The organism is Bifidobacterium sp. MSTE12, from assembly GCF_000513015.1.
GTDB lineage: Bacteria > Actinomycetota > Actinomycetes > Actinomycetales > Bifidobacteriaceae > Bifidobacterium > Bifidobacterium dentium.
On sequence record NZ_AZYA01000019.1, the window covers coordinates 1 to 13,554 of the forward strand.

12 protein-coding genes are annotated in these 13,554 nt (G+C 56.1%); 6 read left to right on the plus strand and 6 right to left on the minus strand.

Annotated features, from left to right (window positions below):
* Nucleotides 1-89: 89 nt before the first annotated feature.
* The 5 genes from HMPREF1494_RS05170 to HMPREF1494_RS05185 all read right to left on the minus strand — a co-directional run bounded on the left by HMPREF1494_RS05170 (nt 90) and on the right by HMPREF1494_RS05185 (nt 4,015).
* Nucleotides 90-659 carry a manganese efflux pump MntP gene (locus HMPREF1494_RS05170; protein WP_003838678.1) on the minus strand — a complete coding sequence of 190 codons (570 nt, stop codon included), beginning with the start codon at nt 657-659 and terminating at the stop codon, nt 90-92.
* Between the two features lie 731 nt (nt 660-1,390).
* A complete protein-coding gene (locus HMPREF1494_RS05175; protein ID WP_003838679.1) occupies nt 1,391-1,885 on the minus strand; it encodes an inorganic diphosphatase in 495 nt (164 codons plus the stop codon).
* 312 nt (nt 1,886-2,197) lie between these two features.
* Nucleotides 2,198-2,749, minus strand: a complete 552-nt coding sequence (locus tag HMPREF1494_RS11705) for a hypothetical protein (RefSeq protein WP_231495337.1) — start codon at nt 2,747-2,749, stop codon at nt 2,198-2,200.
* The gene (locus HMPREF1494_RS11710) at nt 2,700-3,389 is read right to left on the minus strand and encodes a hypothetical protein (protein ID WP_231495338.1); all 690 of its coding nucleotides are present in this window, start codon (nt 3,387-3,389) and stop codon (nt 2,700-2,702) included. The genes HMPREF1494_RS11705 and HMPREF1494_RS11710 overlap by 50 nt, the downstream gene beginning before the upstream one ends.
* A complete protein-coding gene (locus HMPREF1494_RS05185) occupies nt 3,365-4,015 on the minus strand; it encodes a LuxR C-terminal-related transcriptional regulator (protein WP_051404718.1) in 651 nt (216 codons plus the stop codon). The genes HMPREF1494_RS11710 and HMPREF1494_RS05185 overlap by 25 nt, the downstream gene beginning before the upstream one ends.
* A gap of 259 nt (nt 4,016-4,274) precedes the next feature.
* Here HMPREF1494_RS05185 and HMPREF1494_RS11460 point away from each other — a divergent pair, with 259 nt between their 5' ends.
* From HMPREF1494_RS11460 to HMPREF1494_RS05195, 3 genes are all read left to right on the plus strand, one after another.
* On the plus strand, nt 4,275-4,586 hold the full coding sequence (locus tag HMPREF1494_RS11460; protein ID WP_155807160.1) for a hypothetical protein: 312 nt from the start codon (nt 4,275-4,277) through the stop codon (nt 4,584-4,586).
* 116 nt (nt 4,587-4,702) lie between these two features.
* Entirely contained in the window at nt 4,703-5,383 is a 681-nt protein-coding gene (locus HMPREF1494_RS05190; RefSeq protein ID WP_051404719.1) for an amidase domain-containing protein, read from the plus strand.
* A 13-nt stretch (nt 5,384-5,396) separates the two neighbouring features.
* Nucleotides 5,397-5,777 carry a hypothetical protein gene (locus HMPREF1494_RS05195; RefSeq protein ID WP_003844284.1) on the plus strand — a complete coding sequence of 127 codons (381 nt, stop codon included), beginning with the start codon at nt 5,397-5,399 and terminating at the stop codon, nt 5,775-5,777.
* A gap of 143 nt (nt 5,778-5,920) precedes the next feature.
* Here HMPREF1494_RS05195 and HMPREF1494_RS05200 read toward each other — a convergent pair whose 3' ends face one another.
* Nucleotides 5,921-8,113, minus strand: a complete 2,193-nt coding sequence (locus HMPREF1494_RS05200; protein ID WP_034520507.1) for an alpha-1,4-glucan--maltose-1-phosphate maltosyltransferase — start codon at nt 8,111-8,113, stop codon at nt 5,921-5,923.
* A gap of 269 nt (nt 8,114-8,382) precedes the next feature.
* Here HMPREF1494_RS05200 and HMPREF1494_RS05205 point away from each other — a divergent pair, with 269 nt between their 5' ends.
* The 3 genes from HMPREF1494_RS05205 (at nt 8,383) to HMPREF1494_RS05215 (ending at nt 13,340) form a co-directional block, all read left to right on the plus strand.
* Nucleotides 8,383-10,215 (plus strand): hypothetical protein, encoded by a 1,833-nt coding sequence (locus tag HMPREF1494_RS05205; RefSeq protein ID WP_034520514.1) that lies wholly within the window; start codon nt 8,383-8,385, stop codon nt 10,213-10,215.
* Nucleotides 10,216-10,409: 194 nt separating this feature from the next.
* Nucleotides 10,410-12,179 (plus strand): oxalyl-CoA decarboxylase, encoded by a 1,770-nt coding sequence (gene oxc, locus HMPREF1494_RS05210; RefSeq protein WP_034520516.1) that lies wholly within the window; start codon nt 10,410-10,412, stop codon nt 12,177-12,179.
* Nucleotides 12,180-12,263: 84 nt separating this feature from the next.
* Nucleotides 12,264-13,340, plus strand: a complete 1,077-nt coding sequence (locus HMPREF1494_RS05215; RefSeq protein WP_034520518.1) for an AEC family transporter — start codon at nt 12,264-12,266, stop codon at nt 13,338-13,340.
* The last annotated feature ends 214 nt before the right edge of the window (nt 13,341-13,554 follow it).

Below are 13,554 nucleotides of genomic sequence, written 5' to 3' on the forward strand. Positions count from 1 at the left end.
CAATCGGGGCGCAGTTCAATTGCGGACCCCTTCATCATGAGTGCCGGTGAGCTGGCCGTCGTGGGAAACGCATCCGAGGAAGGATGCCCTTAGAATGCCAGCATTCCCAGATGTTCCAGCAGCACCTTCACGCCAATCAGAATCAGCACTACGCCGCCTGCGATCTGCGCCGGCTTCTGCCAACGCAATCCGAATGCGCGGCCGATATACAGTCCCGCGGCGGAGAACAGGCCGGTGGTCACGCCAATGATGATTACGGAAATCCAAATGTTGAGCGTCATGAAGGCGAAGCTCACGCCGACTGCAAACGCGTCGATGCTGCATGCCACGGCGAGCGGCAGCATGTGGCGCCAATCGAATTCCGCAGTCTCCTTGGCGTTCTCTTCATCCTCGCCGAACGCTTCGCGCACCATGTTGCCGCCAATCAGGGCGAGCAGTCCGAAAATGATCCAATGGTCCACGGCGGTGACGTATTTACTGAAGGTGGAGGCCGCAAAATAGCCGAGTAGAGGGAAAAGCGCTTGGAATCCGCCGAACCACAGCGCGGTTTTGCATGCGTCGATGCCGCGCAGCTTCTTGACGGTCAGGCCTTTGCCGATGGAGACGGCAAAAGCGTCCATGGATACGGAAACGGCGATAAGTAGGGTTTGAATCAACATAGCTGGTAGATAGGTTCATCCCGCCGGTCTCCCCACGGGATGGGCCTCGACGGTTCGTTATTTCCGCCTACGCCTAGGGGTACCGACATAGAACTGCCGCACGCGGGCCAATGGCTTCCAGCGGGCTTTGAATTCAGCGAATACTGTTCGCATGCCGTGAATTACAAGACCCCACTATAGCGCATCTCGCGAAAATATGGCCATGTGGCGGGGCGAATCCTCCAGTCGCTGGATGATTCGGGTCGTTGCATGGGTTCTGAGCGGGGTGATTCCTCCAGTACATGGATGAATCATCCCGTTCGGAGAGGCCTGAGCGGGGTGATTCATCCACCGGCTGGAGGTTTTGGGTCACTGGGCGGGCTTTGAGTGGGATAATTCCTCCAGTGACTGGATGAATCTAGTTGCTGAGTGGGCCTTGAACGGGTGGATTGTTCCAGTGGCTGGCTGATTTGGGCCGCTGAAAGGGCCTTGAGCGGGGTGATTCCTCCAGCGTATGGGCGAATTATCCCGCTTAGGGAGGTCTAGGCGAGATAATCTCTCCAGTCACTGGATGAATCTGGACGCCGGGCGGGGTTTGAGCGGCTAAATTCCTCCAATCACTGGAGGTTTTGGGCCGCAGGTCTGGCCCTGAGCGGGGTGATTCCTCCAGTGTATGGAGGTTTTGGGCCGCTATGGGAACAGAAAAGGCTCGCCGATTGATATCGGCGAGCCTTACTCATTGTGGAAAAGAATCACTTCTCGGATTCTTCGAGGCGCTTGCGGGCGGCCACGATCTCTTCCTCGGCCTTGGCGACACCGGTCCAGTAATCGCCCGGCAGGACCTCCTTGCCCGGCTCCAGAGCCTTGTACTGCTCGAAGAAGTGCTTGATTTCAGCCTTGTGGTACTCGGAAACGTCATCGACGTCCTTGATGTCATCGAAACGCACATCGGCCGGCACGCACAGCACCTTGTCATCTCCACCGGCTTCGTCGACCATGTGGTACAGACCGACGGCGCGGCACTCGACCACGCAGCCCGGGAACACGGAATTCGGAATCATGACCAGGGCGTCGAGCGGATCGCCGTCCTCGCCCAGAGTGCCCTCGATGTAGCCGTAATCATCCGGATAACCCATAGAGGTGAACAGGGTGCGGTCCAGGAACACGCGACCGGTCTCGTGGTCCACTTCGTACTTGTTCTTGGAGCCGCGCGGGATCTCCACCACGACGTTGAAGGTTTCTGCCATTTCGTTTCTCCTTGAGATGGGGCAGGTTGTATTTCCGATACCCACAATACCTCTTTCCGCCGAAGTACGGCAGGCACGTCATGGGTAAAGATTTCTGTGACAGCGGGATGACATGGAGGGGGAATCCCTGCATAATAGCTACGCGTATGAACGACAGTGACGGAAATGAGGTTGAAATGCGGCGTCAAAATCATATCTTGAGACCGTGTATGGGTAAATGGGCGAGCACAGTTCTAACGGCATTGCTCGTCATTGGCTCACTGCAGATTGTCCCTGACGCTCCGGCGCGTGATGCGATGGGAGCGGATACGGTTACTCATTACATTGAGTGCCCGTCGTGGCTGCCGAAGTGGATGTGTTTATGAGTGGGATAGTGACAGTTGCCGTCCATAGGTGGTTTGCGGACCGGATAGTCATTGACCCGCCGTGCGCTTGCAGAATTTCCTGATAACGCAGTAGCCCGATAGTGGTAGGTTCCTCAGATTCGGAACGGGAGTTGATCGGAGCGTCGCATACGGAAATGACGATATCCTTTCCGGGGTTGCCGAGTGTAACGAAATAGCCTTGTTCTGGATCGGCATGTTTGATGATGTTGGAGAACAGTTCGTTGAGAATATCGAATAGCAGCTCGCCGTTTTCTTCGGACAGGCATTGCAGGTCAGTGATGGAGTTGATGATTTCACCTTGGAATGACAGTTGGCCCAATCGATGTCGTGCCTCGGAGATAATTGAGTCCAACTGCCTGAGCTGATGTGTATTGTTCGTAAGTGGCACGGTCTCCGCTGAATCGTCCGCGGCGAGATAGGAGATGACCTTACGCGTCTGTGACAGGGATTTTTGCAAAACAGTTCGGATTTCTTGCATGTCGGTCTTGGAGGGCTGCGTGTGCACGTTCGTCGATGAGCCGAATCGCGTAGGTGAGGTTGTTACATGTTCGGTCATGCAGCTCAATGGCCGCTTTTTGGCGATGCTTGAGTTGCATGAGCTGCCTGAGCCTATCTGCGTTTATCTGTGATCGGTGCAGAATGGAACCGGCGAAACAGCAAAGCATCAACGTCATGAGAAGGAGCAGCGCATCCGACCGATTGATTGGCATATGCCTTGCATAGGTGACGGAAATATGCAAGGCGAAGTATAGAAGGACTGCGCTGATGCCGTATGACAATCGGTTGAAGCCTAGTAGTGTGATTGCCAACATGCATCCGAAGATAAGGGCGGCGGATACGTGGAAAGGAGTGACAAGGCCGATCCAGGAGGTGAGGATGACGAGCCAGCTTCCCGGGATTTTCCATGTTGCCGCCAGCAGAAATACGACCACTTCACCGATACAGAGCATCGTATTCCAGTGTGCATAGGCTGGCATGATTTCCAGTCGTGTCTCGTCGATCAAGAAGATAAACAGGCACAGGAGGTAGAGGATGCTCGTCGCCATGGAGAAGCTGTTGCGGCGAATATGTTGTACCGACTCGCGAATGCGAGTTATAACAAATCGTATTTGTCGCATAATGTCAGTGCCTCGTTGCGGTTGTTGACCTTTAGTTTTCTGAGAATCCGGTGAACGTGGGTGAAGACCGTGTTATGGCTGATTCCAAGATCTTCGGCAATGCCCATGGTTGTTTGACCGCGTTTGTATCGATTCAGGATATCCCGCTCTTGATTGCTGAGTGCGGGGATGGATGCTGATTCACGGCTAAGGAGACGATGAGCTGTTACGGAATCGAGGAAACGATTATCGATAGGTTTTCCCTGAGACACCTGATCTAAGGCCGGGAGCAGTTGCTGCGTGAGACTTTCCTTCGCCAACAGTCCCTGAGCGCCAGCCGAAATCACATCGTTCTCATAGCGTTCCGTGGAGTAGGCCGTAATGCAGAGAAGTCCTATACTGCCGGTTTTCTGACGGATTCTGCGGCATACGATATCTCCGTTGATATCGCCCAAGGCCATGTCGACAATGAGTGTGGTGGGAGTTTTTGGGCCAAATAAACAACGGTGAAGCGTCTCGGCTCCGGAAAGGGAGACCCAGGCGATGGTGTAGTTACTCGTGGCACCGCTTATCCACTGGGACAGCAATCTCGCGGACCAAACATCGTTATCGACCAGTGCGATGTCAGTGCAGCTTTCTCCTATCACAGTGAGTAATGATAATGCGGTTGACAGCCTTTTGCCTGGAGAAGGGGAGTGGGTAGGGGTATTCCTTTTTTGTGTAAAGAAATGCGTTACATCTCCTTCGTGAAATGGAGAATATCGGCTAGCCTGATGGTCGCATCGTTGGTTAAGCACCGTTTGCGGTCATGAGAACATGAAGTTATCCATGTGGATATCGAAATAAAGGGAACATGGCTTAGTTAAGGGGCGATGCTGTTGCAAAGAGAATCTGGAGGGTGGCGAAATGCCAAAGTATATTGCAGCGTTTCTGACTATGGTCTTATTGCTTGGCGGAACAGCGCAAGTTGCAAGCGCCGAGTCTGATATAAGCCAAGGGCAAGTTCAAGAAATTCTAAAAGAATATAATGATTCATTACAATCTGCGTATTTTGCCTCTAACTCTCGGTCCAGTCAAAATGTGCCAGTTACTGAGAGCACACGTCAGGCTGAAGGCCTGCGAACTGAAAATGTAAATATATCTTCAGAAGAAATAAGTGCGCGCCATATTGACGATGGGTATGAAATACAAGCAGATGTCAAGTCGATTCAACCGTAAAGCCTGAGGAAGGGACCATAATCTATACTGCCGGACAGCAGCGTGAAATTATGACGACTTCATGGACGGACAGGCATGTGCTGAAAGTAGTTCCATCGGAAGGGGGATGGGACATTGTGTCTGACAAGACAATTGATGTAGCTGACGAGGGGAATGAGTCTCAGACTTCTGCAGAAGATACGCTTTCCGATGATGCACAGCCATCATCTACCGATGAGAAAGGCGCTTGGTCAAGCAGAGCCTTGGACATGGCTAAAAGAAATTTCGGTGATAATTCAGCCGGGGTAAACTATATAACCTTGTCGAGATACGCTGATACGTGGACGAATAAACAGCATGAAAAACAAATGAATCCCAAATATCCTGTTTTTAAAAACGGGAATTGTGCCAATTTTGCTTCGCAGGCGCTTCATGAGGCAGGCCTTTCGGTGACTCATCTGTGGAATTATTCGACGGTTAGTCCTGAACTTTTGACAACAAAATCGTGGATGAATGCAAACAGTAATTATTACTATATGAAAAAATACTCTCATTCTTACACAAGTCTCGATAATGTTTGGAAGGCTTGGCAAGGTAGCTTATTGTATGTTGACTGGGATTCAAAGGATCAGAAGAATGAGATTAATCATGCGATGGTTGTAATTGGTGTAGTAGTAAAGAACGGGAAAGCAAATCCTGTTATTTGTCAGAAAACGCCAAATAGAAATAGTATAACTTTGACTGAATCCTTGGAAAATGCTCATAAGCAGAAGAGGTATAACATGATTTGGTATGGGCTGCAGTACAAATATGAGTAAGAGACATATCAATATGACTAAGAAACGTATCGTGGCCATTGTGTTGGCGGTGTATTTCTGCCTTCTCGGGGCATCGTATTTCGGGTTACACCGGGCGCAGGATGACTGGCAGATAGCGTATTTGAGGTGGGATCAGGCTACGTTGATTTCCGGTGAAATTGGCGATATCAAAGCATTGAAGGCATCCTTGAAGGAAGCGGGGGCCAGGCCTGAGGCATCGGGATATTCCAGTCCGCCGGATACGAACAGTCTGCTGATTTGGGACGTGTGGATAACATGGTGGAATACACGTAAGAGCTACTACGCCGTCAACGACGAAACCGAGCAGCATCTTGACTATACGGATGCGGTGCTCAACGATCAGTGCCATTTGGAGCAAAACAAGTCGGAGTGACGACAGCAAAGCAACAGGAAATGAAGCGGGTGGCCGAATCGGAATCAACGATTCGGCCACCCGCTTCATTGTGGCGGTTGCGTTCGGGAGGCCGGGCCTCGGAGCGCAACCGCCATGCGTCTTGCGTTAGCGCATCAGCGACATCAGCGGACGATGTGGAGCACGTGCGCCACATCCGCCCATGGGGCGAGCGAGACGAAGTTGTCCCAGCCCCACGCGAAATCACGTCCGGTGAGTTCGTCGCGCACATGGGCGCCCCACTTCGGGTCGATGCCGAAGTCGGGCATCTCCAGGTGAATCACCGACTGGTGCGCGTTGTGCCCGTCGAGGTTCACCACCACGATCAGCGTCTCGGGCTTGCCGGTGCTCGTCAGCTCGGCGGGGGTGTGGCGGGCGAACGCGAGGATGTTCGGGTCCGACGACGGCAGGACGCTCACATTGTGGTAGCTGAAGGCCTCCACGTGTTCGCGGCGAATCCTGTTCAGGCTGGTCAGCAGCTCGGTGATGCCGTACTTATCGGCATCGGCCCAGTCGCGTACCTTGACCTCGTACTTCTCGTTGTCGATCTGCTCCTCGAAGCCGGGGCGCTGCCTGTTCTCGATGAGCTCGAAGCCGTTGTAGATGCCCCAGCTCGGGCTTCCCATGGCCGCCAGCACCGCGCGCACGGCATGGCCCGCCACCCCGTTGTCGCGCACGTAATCGGTGAGGATGTCCGGTGTGGTGGGCCAGAAGGTGTTGTGCTGATAGTAGCCGTCGTCGCCGTTGGTCTCCAGCAGGTACTTCTCCAGCTCCTCCTTGGTGTTGCGCCACGGGAAGTAGCAGTGCGACTGGGTGAAGCCCACATAGCTCAACGCGCGCATCATGCCGGGGCGGGTGAACGCCTCGGCCAGGAACAACGTCTCGGGGTGCTTCTTGGTGACCGCCGCGATCACGTCCTGCCAGAAACGTACCGGCTTGGTGTGCGGATTGTCGACGCGGAAAATGGTCACGCCTGCGGCGATCCACAGGTTCATGATGCGCTCGACTTCCTTTTCGATGCCGGGCATGTCGGTGTTGAAGTCGATGGGGTAGATGTCCTGATACTTCTTCGGCGGGTTCTCGGCGAAGGCGATGGTGCCGTCCCGCTTGGTGCGGAACCAATTCGGATGTTGCCTGACCCACGGGTGATCGGGGGAGCACTGCAAGGCGAAGTCGAGCGCGACCTCAAGACCGAGCTCGTGTGCGCGGGCGCAGAACGCCTTGAAATCGTCCATGGTGCCCAGCAGCGGGTCGACGGTGTCATGGCCGCCAAGCTCGGAGCCGATGCCGAACGGGGAGCCCGGATCGTTCGGGCCTGCGATCAGCGAATTGTTGCGTCCCTTGCGATTGGTCACACCGATGGGGAAGATCGGCGGCAGATACACGATGTTGAACCCTTCGGCGGCCGCACGTTCCAAGCCGGCCAGAGAGGTCTTGAGATTGCCCTGCACGATTTTGCCGTCTTCGCCGTAGTAGGCGCCTTCCGAACGTGGGAAGAACTGGTACCATGCGGCGAAGCTGGACTTCGGACGTTCCACGCGGAACCGCTGCGGATTCGATTCGGACAGGCCGTCTCGTAGCGGATTGGTCTCATGCAGGCGCTGGATATCAGCTGTTTCGGCGGCGGCGAGACGGTCGGCCGGAGACAGTGACTTGTCGGCCATGGTCTTGGCGGCCGCCTGCAGAATCTTCTTGTCGGCCGCAGAGAGTTTGGAATCCTTGGCGCCGGCCCAACGGGCGAGCAGTTGCGCGCCGCTTTCCAACGCGTTCTCCACATCGTCGCCCACCTCGACCTTGATGGCGGCGTCATGCAACCAGGACTGGTACGTGTCCTCCCAGCCTTCGACCACGACATTCCAATCGCCCAGCTGGCGTTTGACGGACGCATAGTCGGTGTCCCAAGGCTTAAGGTCACTGTGTTCACCGATGCTGACCATCGCGGTCCAACGGTCCAGACCGGGGTTCGAGCAGATCATCGGGGTGCGGCTCACTTCACGGCCGCGGGCGCTGCGTACCGACACGGTGGCGCCGGCCTTGGTGCGGCCTTCGATGAATACCTGGGCAGTCACCGTGAATGCTTCCCCGAGCTCCACCCTAGCGGGGAACAGGCCGTTGTCGGCGGCCGGGGTGATATCCATGACATTGACACGACCGAACTGTTCCGGTGTAGTGCGTTCGATAATGGGCGCAGGAGCCTCTCCGACCACCTGTGGTACCGCGGCCTTGGCCTTGGTCGTACGACGTTTGCGGACCGGCTTCTTGTCGGTTGCCGGTGCTGCTTTGCTGGTGTGCGCGGATGCGCTCTTTTCTACTGCCATACCGCCGATTATAGAGGCGTGATGCTCCCGAAGGGAATTCGATGCACCCTAAATCCATTTTTTCGGTGGATAACTTCGACGATTGCGTCGGGTGAATCGTTTTTTGTGGATAACTTGCGTTGTTTCGGCCACCAAGTTATCCACAACACGCCGAAGCAGACGTTGAGGCGTCCACAACCTCCGAAAATCGCCATCATCGCAACGCTCATATGGCACCCTCGACTCACCTCACGAAAAACGTGCGACAACATCTTCACGAAGGAAATGTCATGAATGCGATGAAGCAACGGAGCCTCGCCATCCTCGTCAGCATGGTGCTGGCGCTGATAATGGTCGTGGCCGCGGGATGCCCGACGGCGCAAGCCGCTCAGCTGGAAAAAGCCAGGGCGGGAACCTACTACCCATATACGCTCGATGGCAGGGAATACACCATTGGGGTAAGTGCCCGAGGTACACAAGGGCACAACTACTATTGTCGGCAAATCGCAATGGAAACGGACTACATCACCACCGATTCCGTCGTCATGGCCTCAGACGACACCTCACGTCGTCTGGCATGGTTGATTAACGGCAACCGTCTGAAAACCGATGCATTGCTGCATGCCGCCATCGGCGTACTCGTACATCGCGCCTACGATGATCAGACCGTCTGGAGCCGTCATGAGACATACCTGTTCGGCACCTACGCCGGGCTGGAACAGAAAGTGAACGAACTCTGGAAGGAAGCCGCGGCCAACGTCTGTGATTCCATGGTCGTCACACGGGAGAACACGAAAGGACTGAGTGAGGGCGACGTCAATATCATGGCCCGCAATGCCAACGGTGATTCCTTGGCGGGCATTCGTTTCACCGCCGTCATCAGCGGGCCCGCCGTATTCGACAATGACAAGGCCAAAGTGACGGGTGTCACGGCCAAGGAAGCGCAGAGACTGCATTGGAAAGCGACCGGCAGCGGCGACGTCAATGTTCAGGTGACCTATAAACGGCTTGCTTTGGAACAGGCCACCACCGCACAGCAGATGGTCACCTTCGACGATCAGACGCAATACAGTGCCGACCTGCTGACCTTCGACGTCGCCATGCCGACGCATCCGCGGATTTCGACGACGGTCGCCTCGAAGCAGGTCGATACAGGTCAGGAGGTGCGCGACACCGTACGTCTCGACATGCCTGAAGGCCAAACATGGCCGGAAGGCGCCGCATATCAGGCCACTGGCTGGTATTTCGATGGGCTGGAAGGCGAACGGCTCGGTCAACGCATCGTACCCGATGATGGCGAAGACGCGCAGACGTTTATAGCACGGCTTGCGATGGCCGGATACACCCCTTCGGCATACGGTTCAATCACGTTGAATGCCCAACAACCGCAGCGGGAGGCGCTCGCGGTCACCCAGCCGTCTGGATCAACGGCATATGCGGCGCGAGGTGATGGCGGCTTCGGTACATGGGTGTGGGCCATCGAACGCGACCTGCAGACGGATGCGGTCAAACGGACGTTGGAAGGCGATGTGGTCAGTGCGTTCCTCGACGCCGAGGAGACGAACGTGAATCGTGCACGGCTCGAGGTGCGATCCAAGGCGGATCGGCAAACCGCAACGATAGGGCAGGAGATTTCCGACAGCATCACCGTATCTGGCTTTCCGGACGATCATGGAACATTCTCCGGCAACGAAGACTATGGATTCGGTGCGGATACGCCATATGCGCAGGTAAGTGTGTGGTGGGCCGCCGATGATTGCGAGCCGGACACCCATGAAGAGCCTGAGGAGGATGACAATCACCGGTTGATCGGCACCTGGGACTACCCGGCCGTCAGCGGCACCTTTCGTGTGGGCGACGGTGAAAAGGATGCCCATGGCAATCCGGTGCACATCAGCGCACAGCAGTCGGGTTGGTACGTATTCGTCTGGAAATATGAAGGCGACAGTCGTGTCGGGGCGGCGGTCAGCTCATATGCCGATGAGCTTGAGCGCGTCAGGGTGGTGGCGGCCGACGAGATGCAGATGCCGAAAACGGGAAGCTCGTTCATGCTGGCGCTTGGTATAGTGATCACCGCGCTGGCGACGGGGGCATTCATGCTGTTTGCCGTGCAACGTCGATGAAGGGTGTTTCAATCCATGTGACAGGGGGTACTGTCGAAAGACTTCGGGGAGCCCCCTCCAAAAAAATCAAGCATATGACTTCGATACCGGGAAATCGTTGATTTTAAGCCACTGACGAACGGTTTTTACTACCGACGAATTCACATTTTTGCCTATCTACAATCATGACGTTGTCGTTTTGATTGGAGGTAACAATGACAGACGAAAACGAGAACGTGCAGCGTCAGAATCTGACCGATTCCCCTCACTACCTTGCAAGGGTTCTGATGGAGAACGGCATCAGGAACATGTACGGCGTGGTCGGCATCCCGGTCACCGATTTCGCCCGCATCGCCCAAGGCATGGGCATGCGCTACATCGGTATGCGCCATGAGGAGGATGCGGTCAACGCGGTCGCGGCCGATGGATTCATTACCGGCAGGCCATCGGTGGCCCTGACCGTATCCGCCCCCGGTTTCCTCAACGGATTGCCGGCATTGCTTGAGGCGACTACGAACGGTTATCCGGTCATCATGATCGGCGGATCGTCCACCCGCCACGTCGTGGATCTTTCCGAAGGCGAATATGAGGGTCTTGACCAGATGAGCTATGCCAAGCAGTTCTGCAAGGCGTCGTTCCGCGTGGACAGGATCGAGGACATTCCGCTGGTCGTGGCGCGCGCCATGCGTGTCGCTTCCTCCGGTCGCCCGGGTGCCGTGTACATCGATTTCCCGGACGATACCGTCGCCCAGACGCTGAGCCAGGATGATGCCGACAGGCTGCTGTGGACCGCCACCGATCCGGCTCCGTCCATGCCGCCGGCACGCGAATCCGTTGATGCGGCGTTGGAACTGCTCCATCAGGCCAAGCGTCCGCTGATGGTCGTCGGCAAGGGTGCGGCGATGGCCCGCGCCGAAGAGGAAGTGCGCGAATTCGTCAAGAAGACCGACATTCCGTTCCAGCCGATGTCCATGGCCAAGGGCGTGATTCCGGACGATGATCCGCACAGCACCGCCAGCTGCCGCTCCCTGGCCCTAGGCAGCGCCGATGTGGTACTGCTGGTGGGCGCACGCCTCAACTGGATGCTTTCCTTCGGCCAGGGCAAGCTGTGGAACAAGGATGTGAAGTTCATCCAGATCGACATCGATCCGGAAGAGATCGAGAACGCCCGTGAGATCGCCGTTCCGGTGGTCGGAGACATCAGGTCCGCCATGACCATGCTCAACGGCTCGCTGGCTGAGTTCCCGTTCAAGGCTTCTGAGGAATGGCTCGGCATGCTGAAGGAAGCCGGTGCCAAGAACGTGGCCAAGTTCGCGGCGAAGGAGAACTCCGATCAGGTGCCGATGGGGCACTACAACGCGCTTGGCGCCATCAAGAAGGTCTACGACCGTCACCATGAGGATCTCATCCTCACCAATGAGGGAGCCAACTCGTTGGATGACTGCCGCAACATCATCAATATGTACGAGCCACGTCATCGTCTGGACTGCGGCACGTGGGGCGTGATGGGCTGCGGCACCGGCTACGCCATCGGCGCTGCGGTCTCCACGGGCAAGAAGGTGCTGTACGTAGGCGGCGACTCCGCCTTTGGCTTCGACGGCATGGAAGTGGAAGTGGCTTGCCGCTATAACCTGCCAATCACCTTCGTGGTGCTCAACAACGGCGGCATCTACCGTGGCGACTTCGAAAACCTCGGCAATGATGGCGACCCGTCGCCGCTGACCCTAACCTATGAGGCACACTACGAGAAGATGATCGAAGCCTTTGGCGGCAAGGGCTATTACGCCACAACCCCTGAAGATGTCGAAAAGATGGTCGAGGAAGCGGTCAAATCCGGGCGTCCGAGCTTCGTGCACGTGCAGATCGCGCAATATGCGGGCAAGGAATCCGGCAACATCGGCGCACTGAACCCGAAGCCAGTGGTCGGTCCTCTGGTCGATTCCGAAGTCACCTCGCACGATTACGTCTCCGGTGCACGCATGTAACCAGGTGAGTGCGAGTCCGCGGGCGTGCGAACGGTGGGATGCGTGCGCCCGCGGGTCTGTGCTCCAGATCGAAAGAACTGAATAATGGTAAATATTCTGATAAACGATATTGTGCCGATCATCGTCATCATGGCACTGGGCTATATCTGTGGCAAATTCAGCTACTTTGACGATGATCAGCGTCAAGGTCTCAATAAAGTGGTGCTCAACATCGCCCTTCCTGCGGCATTGTTCGTATCCATCATCAAGGCCACCCGCGAAATGCTCGCACAGGACGCAACGCTGACCGCCATCGGCTTCATCGGCGTCATCGTCATGTTCATGGTCTGCTACTACCTGTGCCGTCTGCTGTTTCACCGCAGCATCCAGGAAGCGGCCGTCAGTGCGCTGATCGCAGGCTCTCCGACCATCGGATTCCTCGGATTCGCAGTGCTCGACCCGATTTACGGCGACACCGTGAGCACGAATCTGGTCATCGCCATCATCTCCATCGTCGTCAACGCCGTGACCATTCCTATCGGCATGTATCTGATCAATCTCGGCCAAGCCAAGGACCGTGCGAAACTGTCCGCCGAAACCGTGGTCGACGCAAAGGGTGATGTCACGGTCGATCCGTCCAAGGATGCCAAGACGGATAAGACGGCTGAACTCCTGGTACACGGCTCCTCGAATGCGGGCAAGAATAAGAACGGCAACCTTCAGGCTCTGCTCAATGCACTGAAGCAGCCGGTCTGCTGGGCGCCGTTGCTGGCCATCATCCTGGTGCTGCTGGGCGTCCACGTGCCGGATCAGGTGGCGCCGACCTTCGACCTGATCGCCAAGGCCAACTCCGGTGTGGCCGTGCTCGCCGCAGGCCTGGCACTGTCCACCGTGAAGTTCTCTCTCGGCTGGGAAACCATTTGGAACACGTTCTTCCGCCTGATTCTCACCCCGGCCGTGTTCCTGGGCGTGGGTCTGCTATGTGGCATGGGCGGCGACATCGACAAGATCTCCATGCTGGTCATGGCGGTGGCATTGCCGCCGGCATTCTCCGGAATCATCATTTCCAGCCGCTACAACATCTATGTCAAGGAAGGCGCTTCGACCACGGCCGTTTCGACCGTCGTGTTCGCAGCCACCTGCCTGCTGTGGATCTGGCTCGTACCGTTCTGCGTGCACTGAACCGTTTCCATAGGTTTGATGAGCCCTGTACCGAAAGGTGCGGGGCTTTTTGCTGCATGCGTGAACAACGCGCATAACGCAGTGCATGCCGATCATATGGTGGTTGCATCAGATGCCAGTGAATGCCCACTGCATTCGAATCGATATGAAAAAGCCACGCGACGTATGGGGCGCCAATCCACGGTAAAACATAAAAAGGGGCCGAACCGAAAGG

Excerpts from the sequence above, each read along its gene's own strand:
- HMPREF1494_RS11710 (WP_231495338.1), bottom strand. The coding sequence starts at position 3,389 with ATGCGACAAATACGATTTGTTATAACTCGCATTCGCGAGTCGGTACAA.
- HMPREF1494_RS05170 (WP_003838678.1), bottom strand. The coding sequence starts at position 659 with ATGTTGATTCAAACCCTACTTATCGCCGTTTCCGTATCCATGGACGCT.
- HMPREF1494_RS05215 (WP_034520518.1), top strand. The coding sequence starts at position 12,264 with ATGGTAAATATTCTGATAAACGATATTGTGCCGATCATCGTCATCATG.
- HMPREF1494_RS05175 (WP_003838679.1), bottom strand. The coding sequence starts at position 1,885 with ATGGCAGAAACCTTCAACGTCGTGGTGGAGATCCCGCGCGGCTCCAAG.
- HMPREF1494_RS05205 (WP_034520514.1), top strand. The coding sequence starts at position 8,383 with ATGAATGCGATGAAGCAACGGAGCCTCGCCATCCTCGTCAGCATGGTG.
- oxc (WP_034520516.1), top strand. The coding sequence starts at position 10,410 with ATGACAGACGAAAACGAGAACGTGCAGCGTCAGAATCTGACCGATTCC.
- HMPREF1494_RS05200 (WP_034520507.1), bottom strand. The coding sequence starts at position 8,113 with ATGGCAGTAGAAAAGAGCGCATCCGCGCACACCAGCAAAGCAGCACCG.
- HMPREF1494_RS05195 (WP_003844284.1), top strand. The coding sequence starts at position 5,397 with ATGACTAAGAAACGTATCGTGGCCATTGTGTTGGCGGTGTATTTCTGC.
- HMPREF1494_RS11460 (WP_155807160.1), top strand. The coding sequence starts at position 4,275 with ATGCCAAAGTATATTGCAGCGTTTCTGACTATGGTCTTATTGCTTGGC.
- HMPREF1494_RS11705 (WP_231495337.1), bottom strand. The coding sequence starts at position 2,749 with ATGCAAGAAATCCGAACTGTTTTGCAAAAATCCCTGTCACAGACGCGT.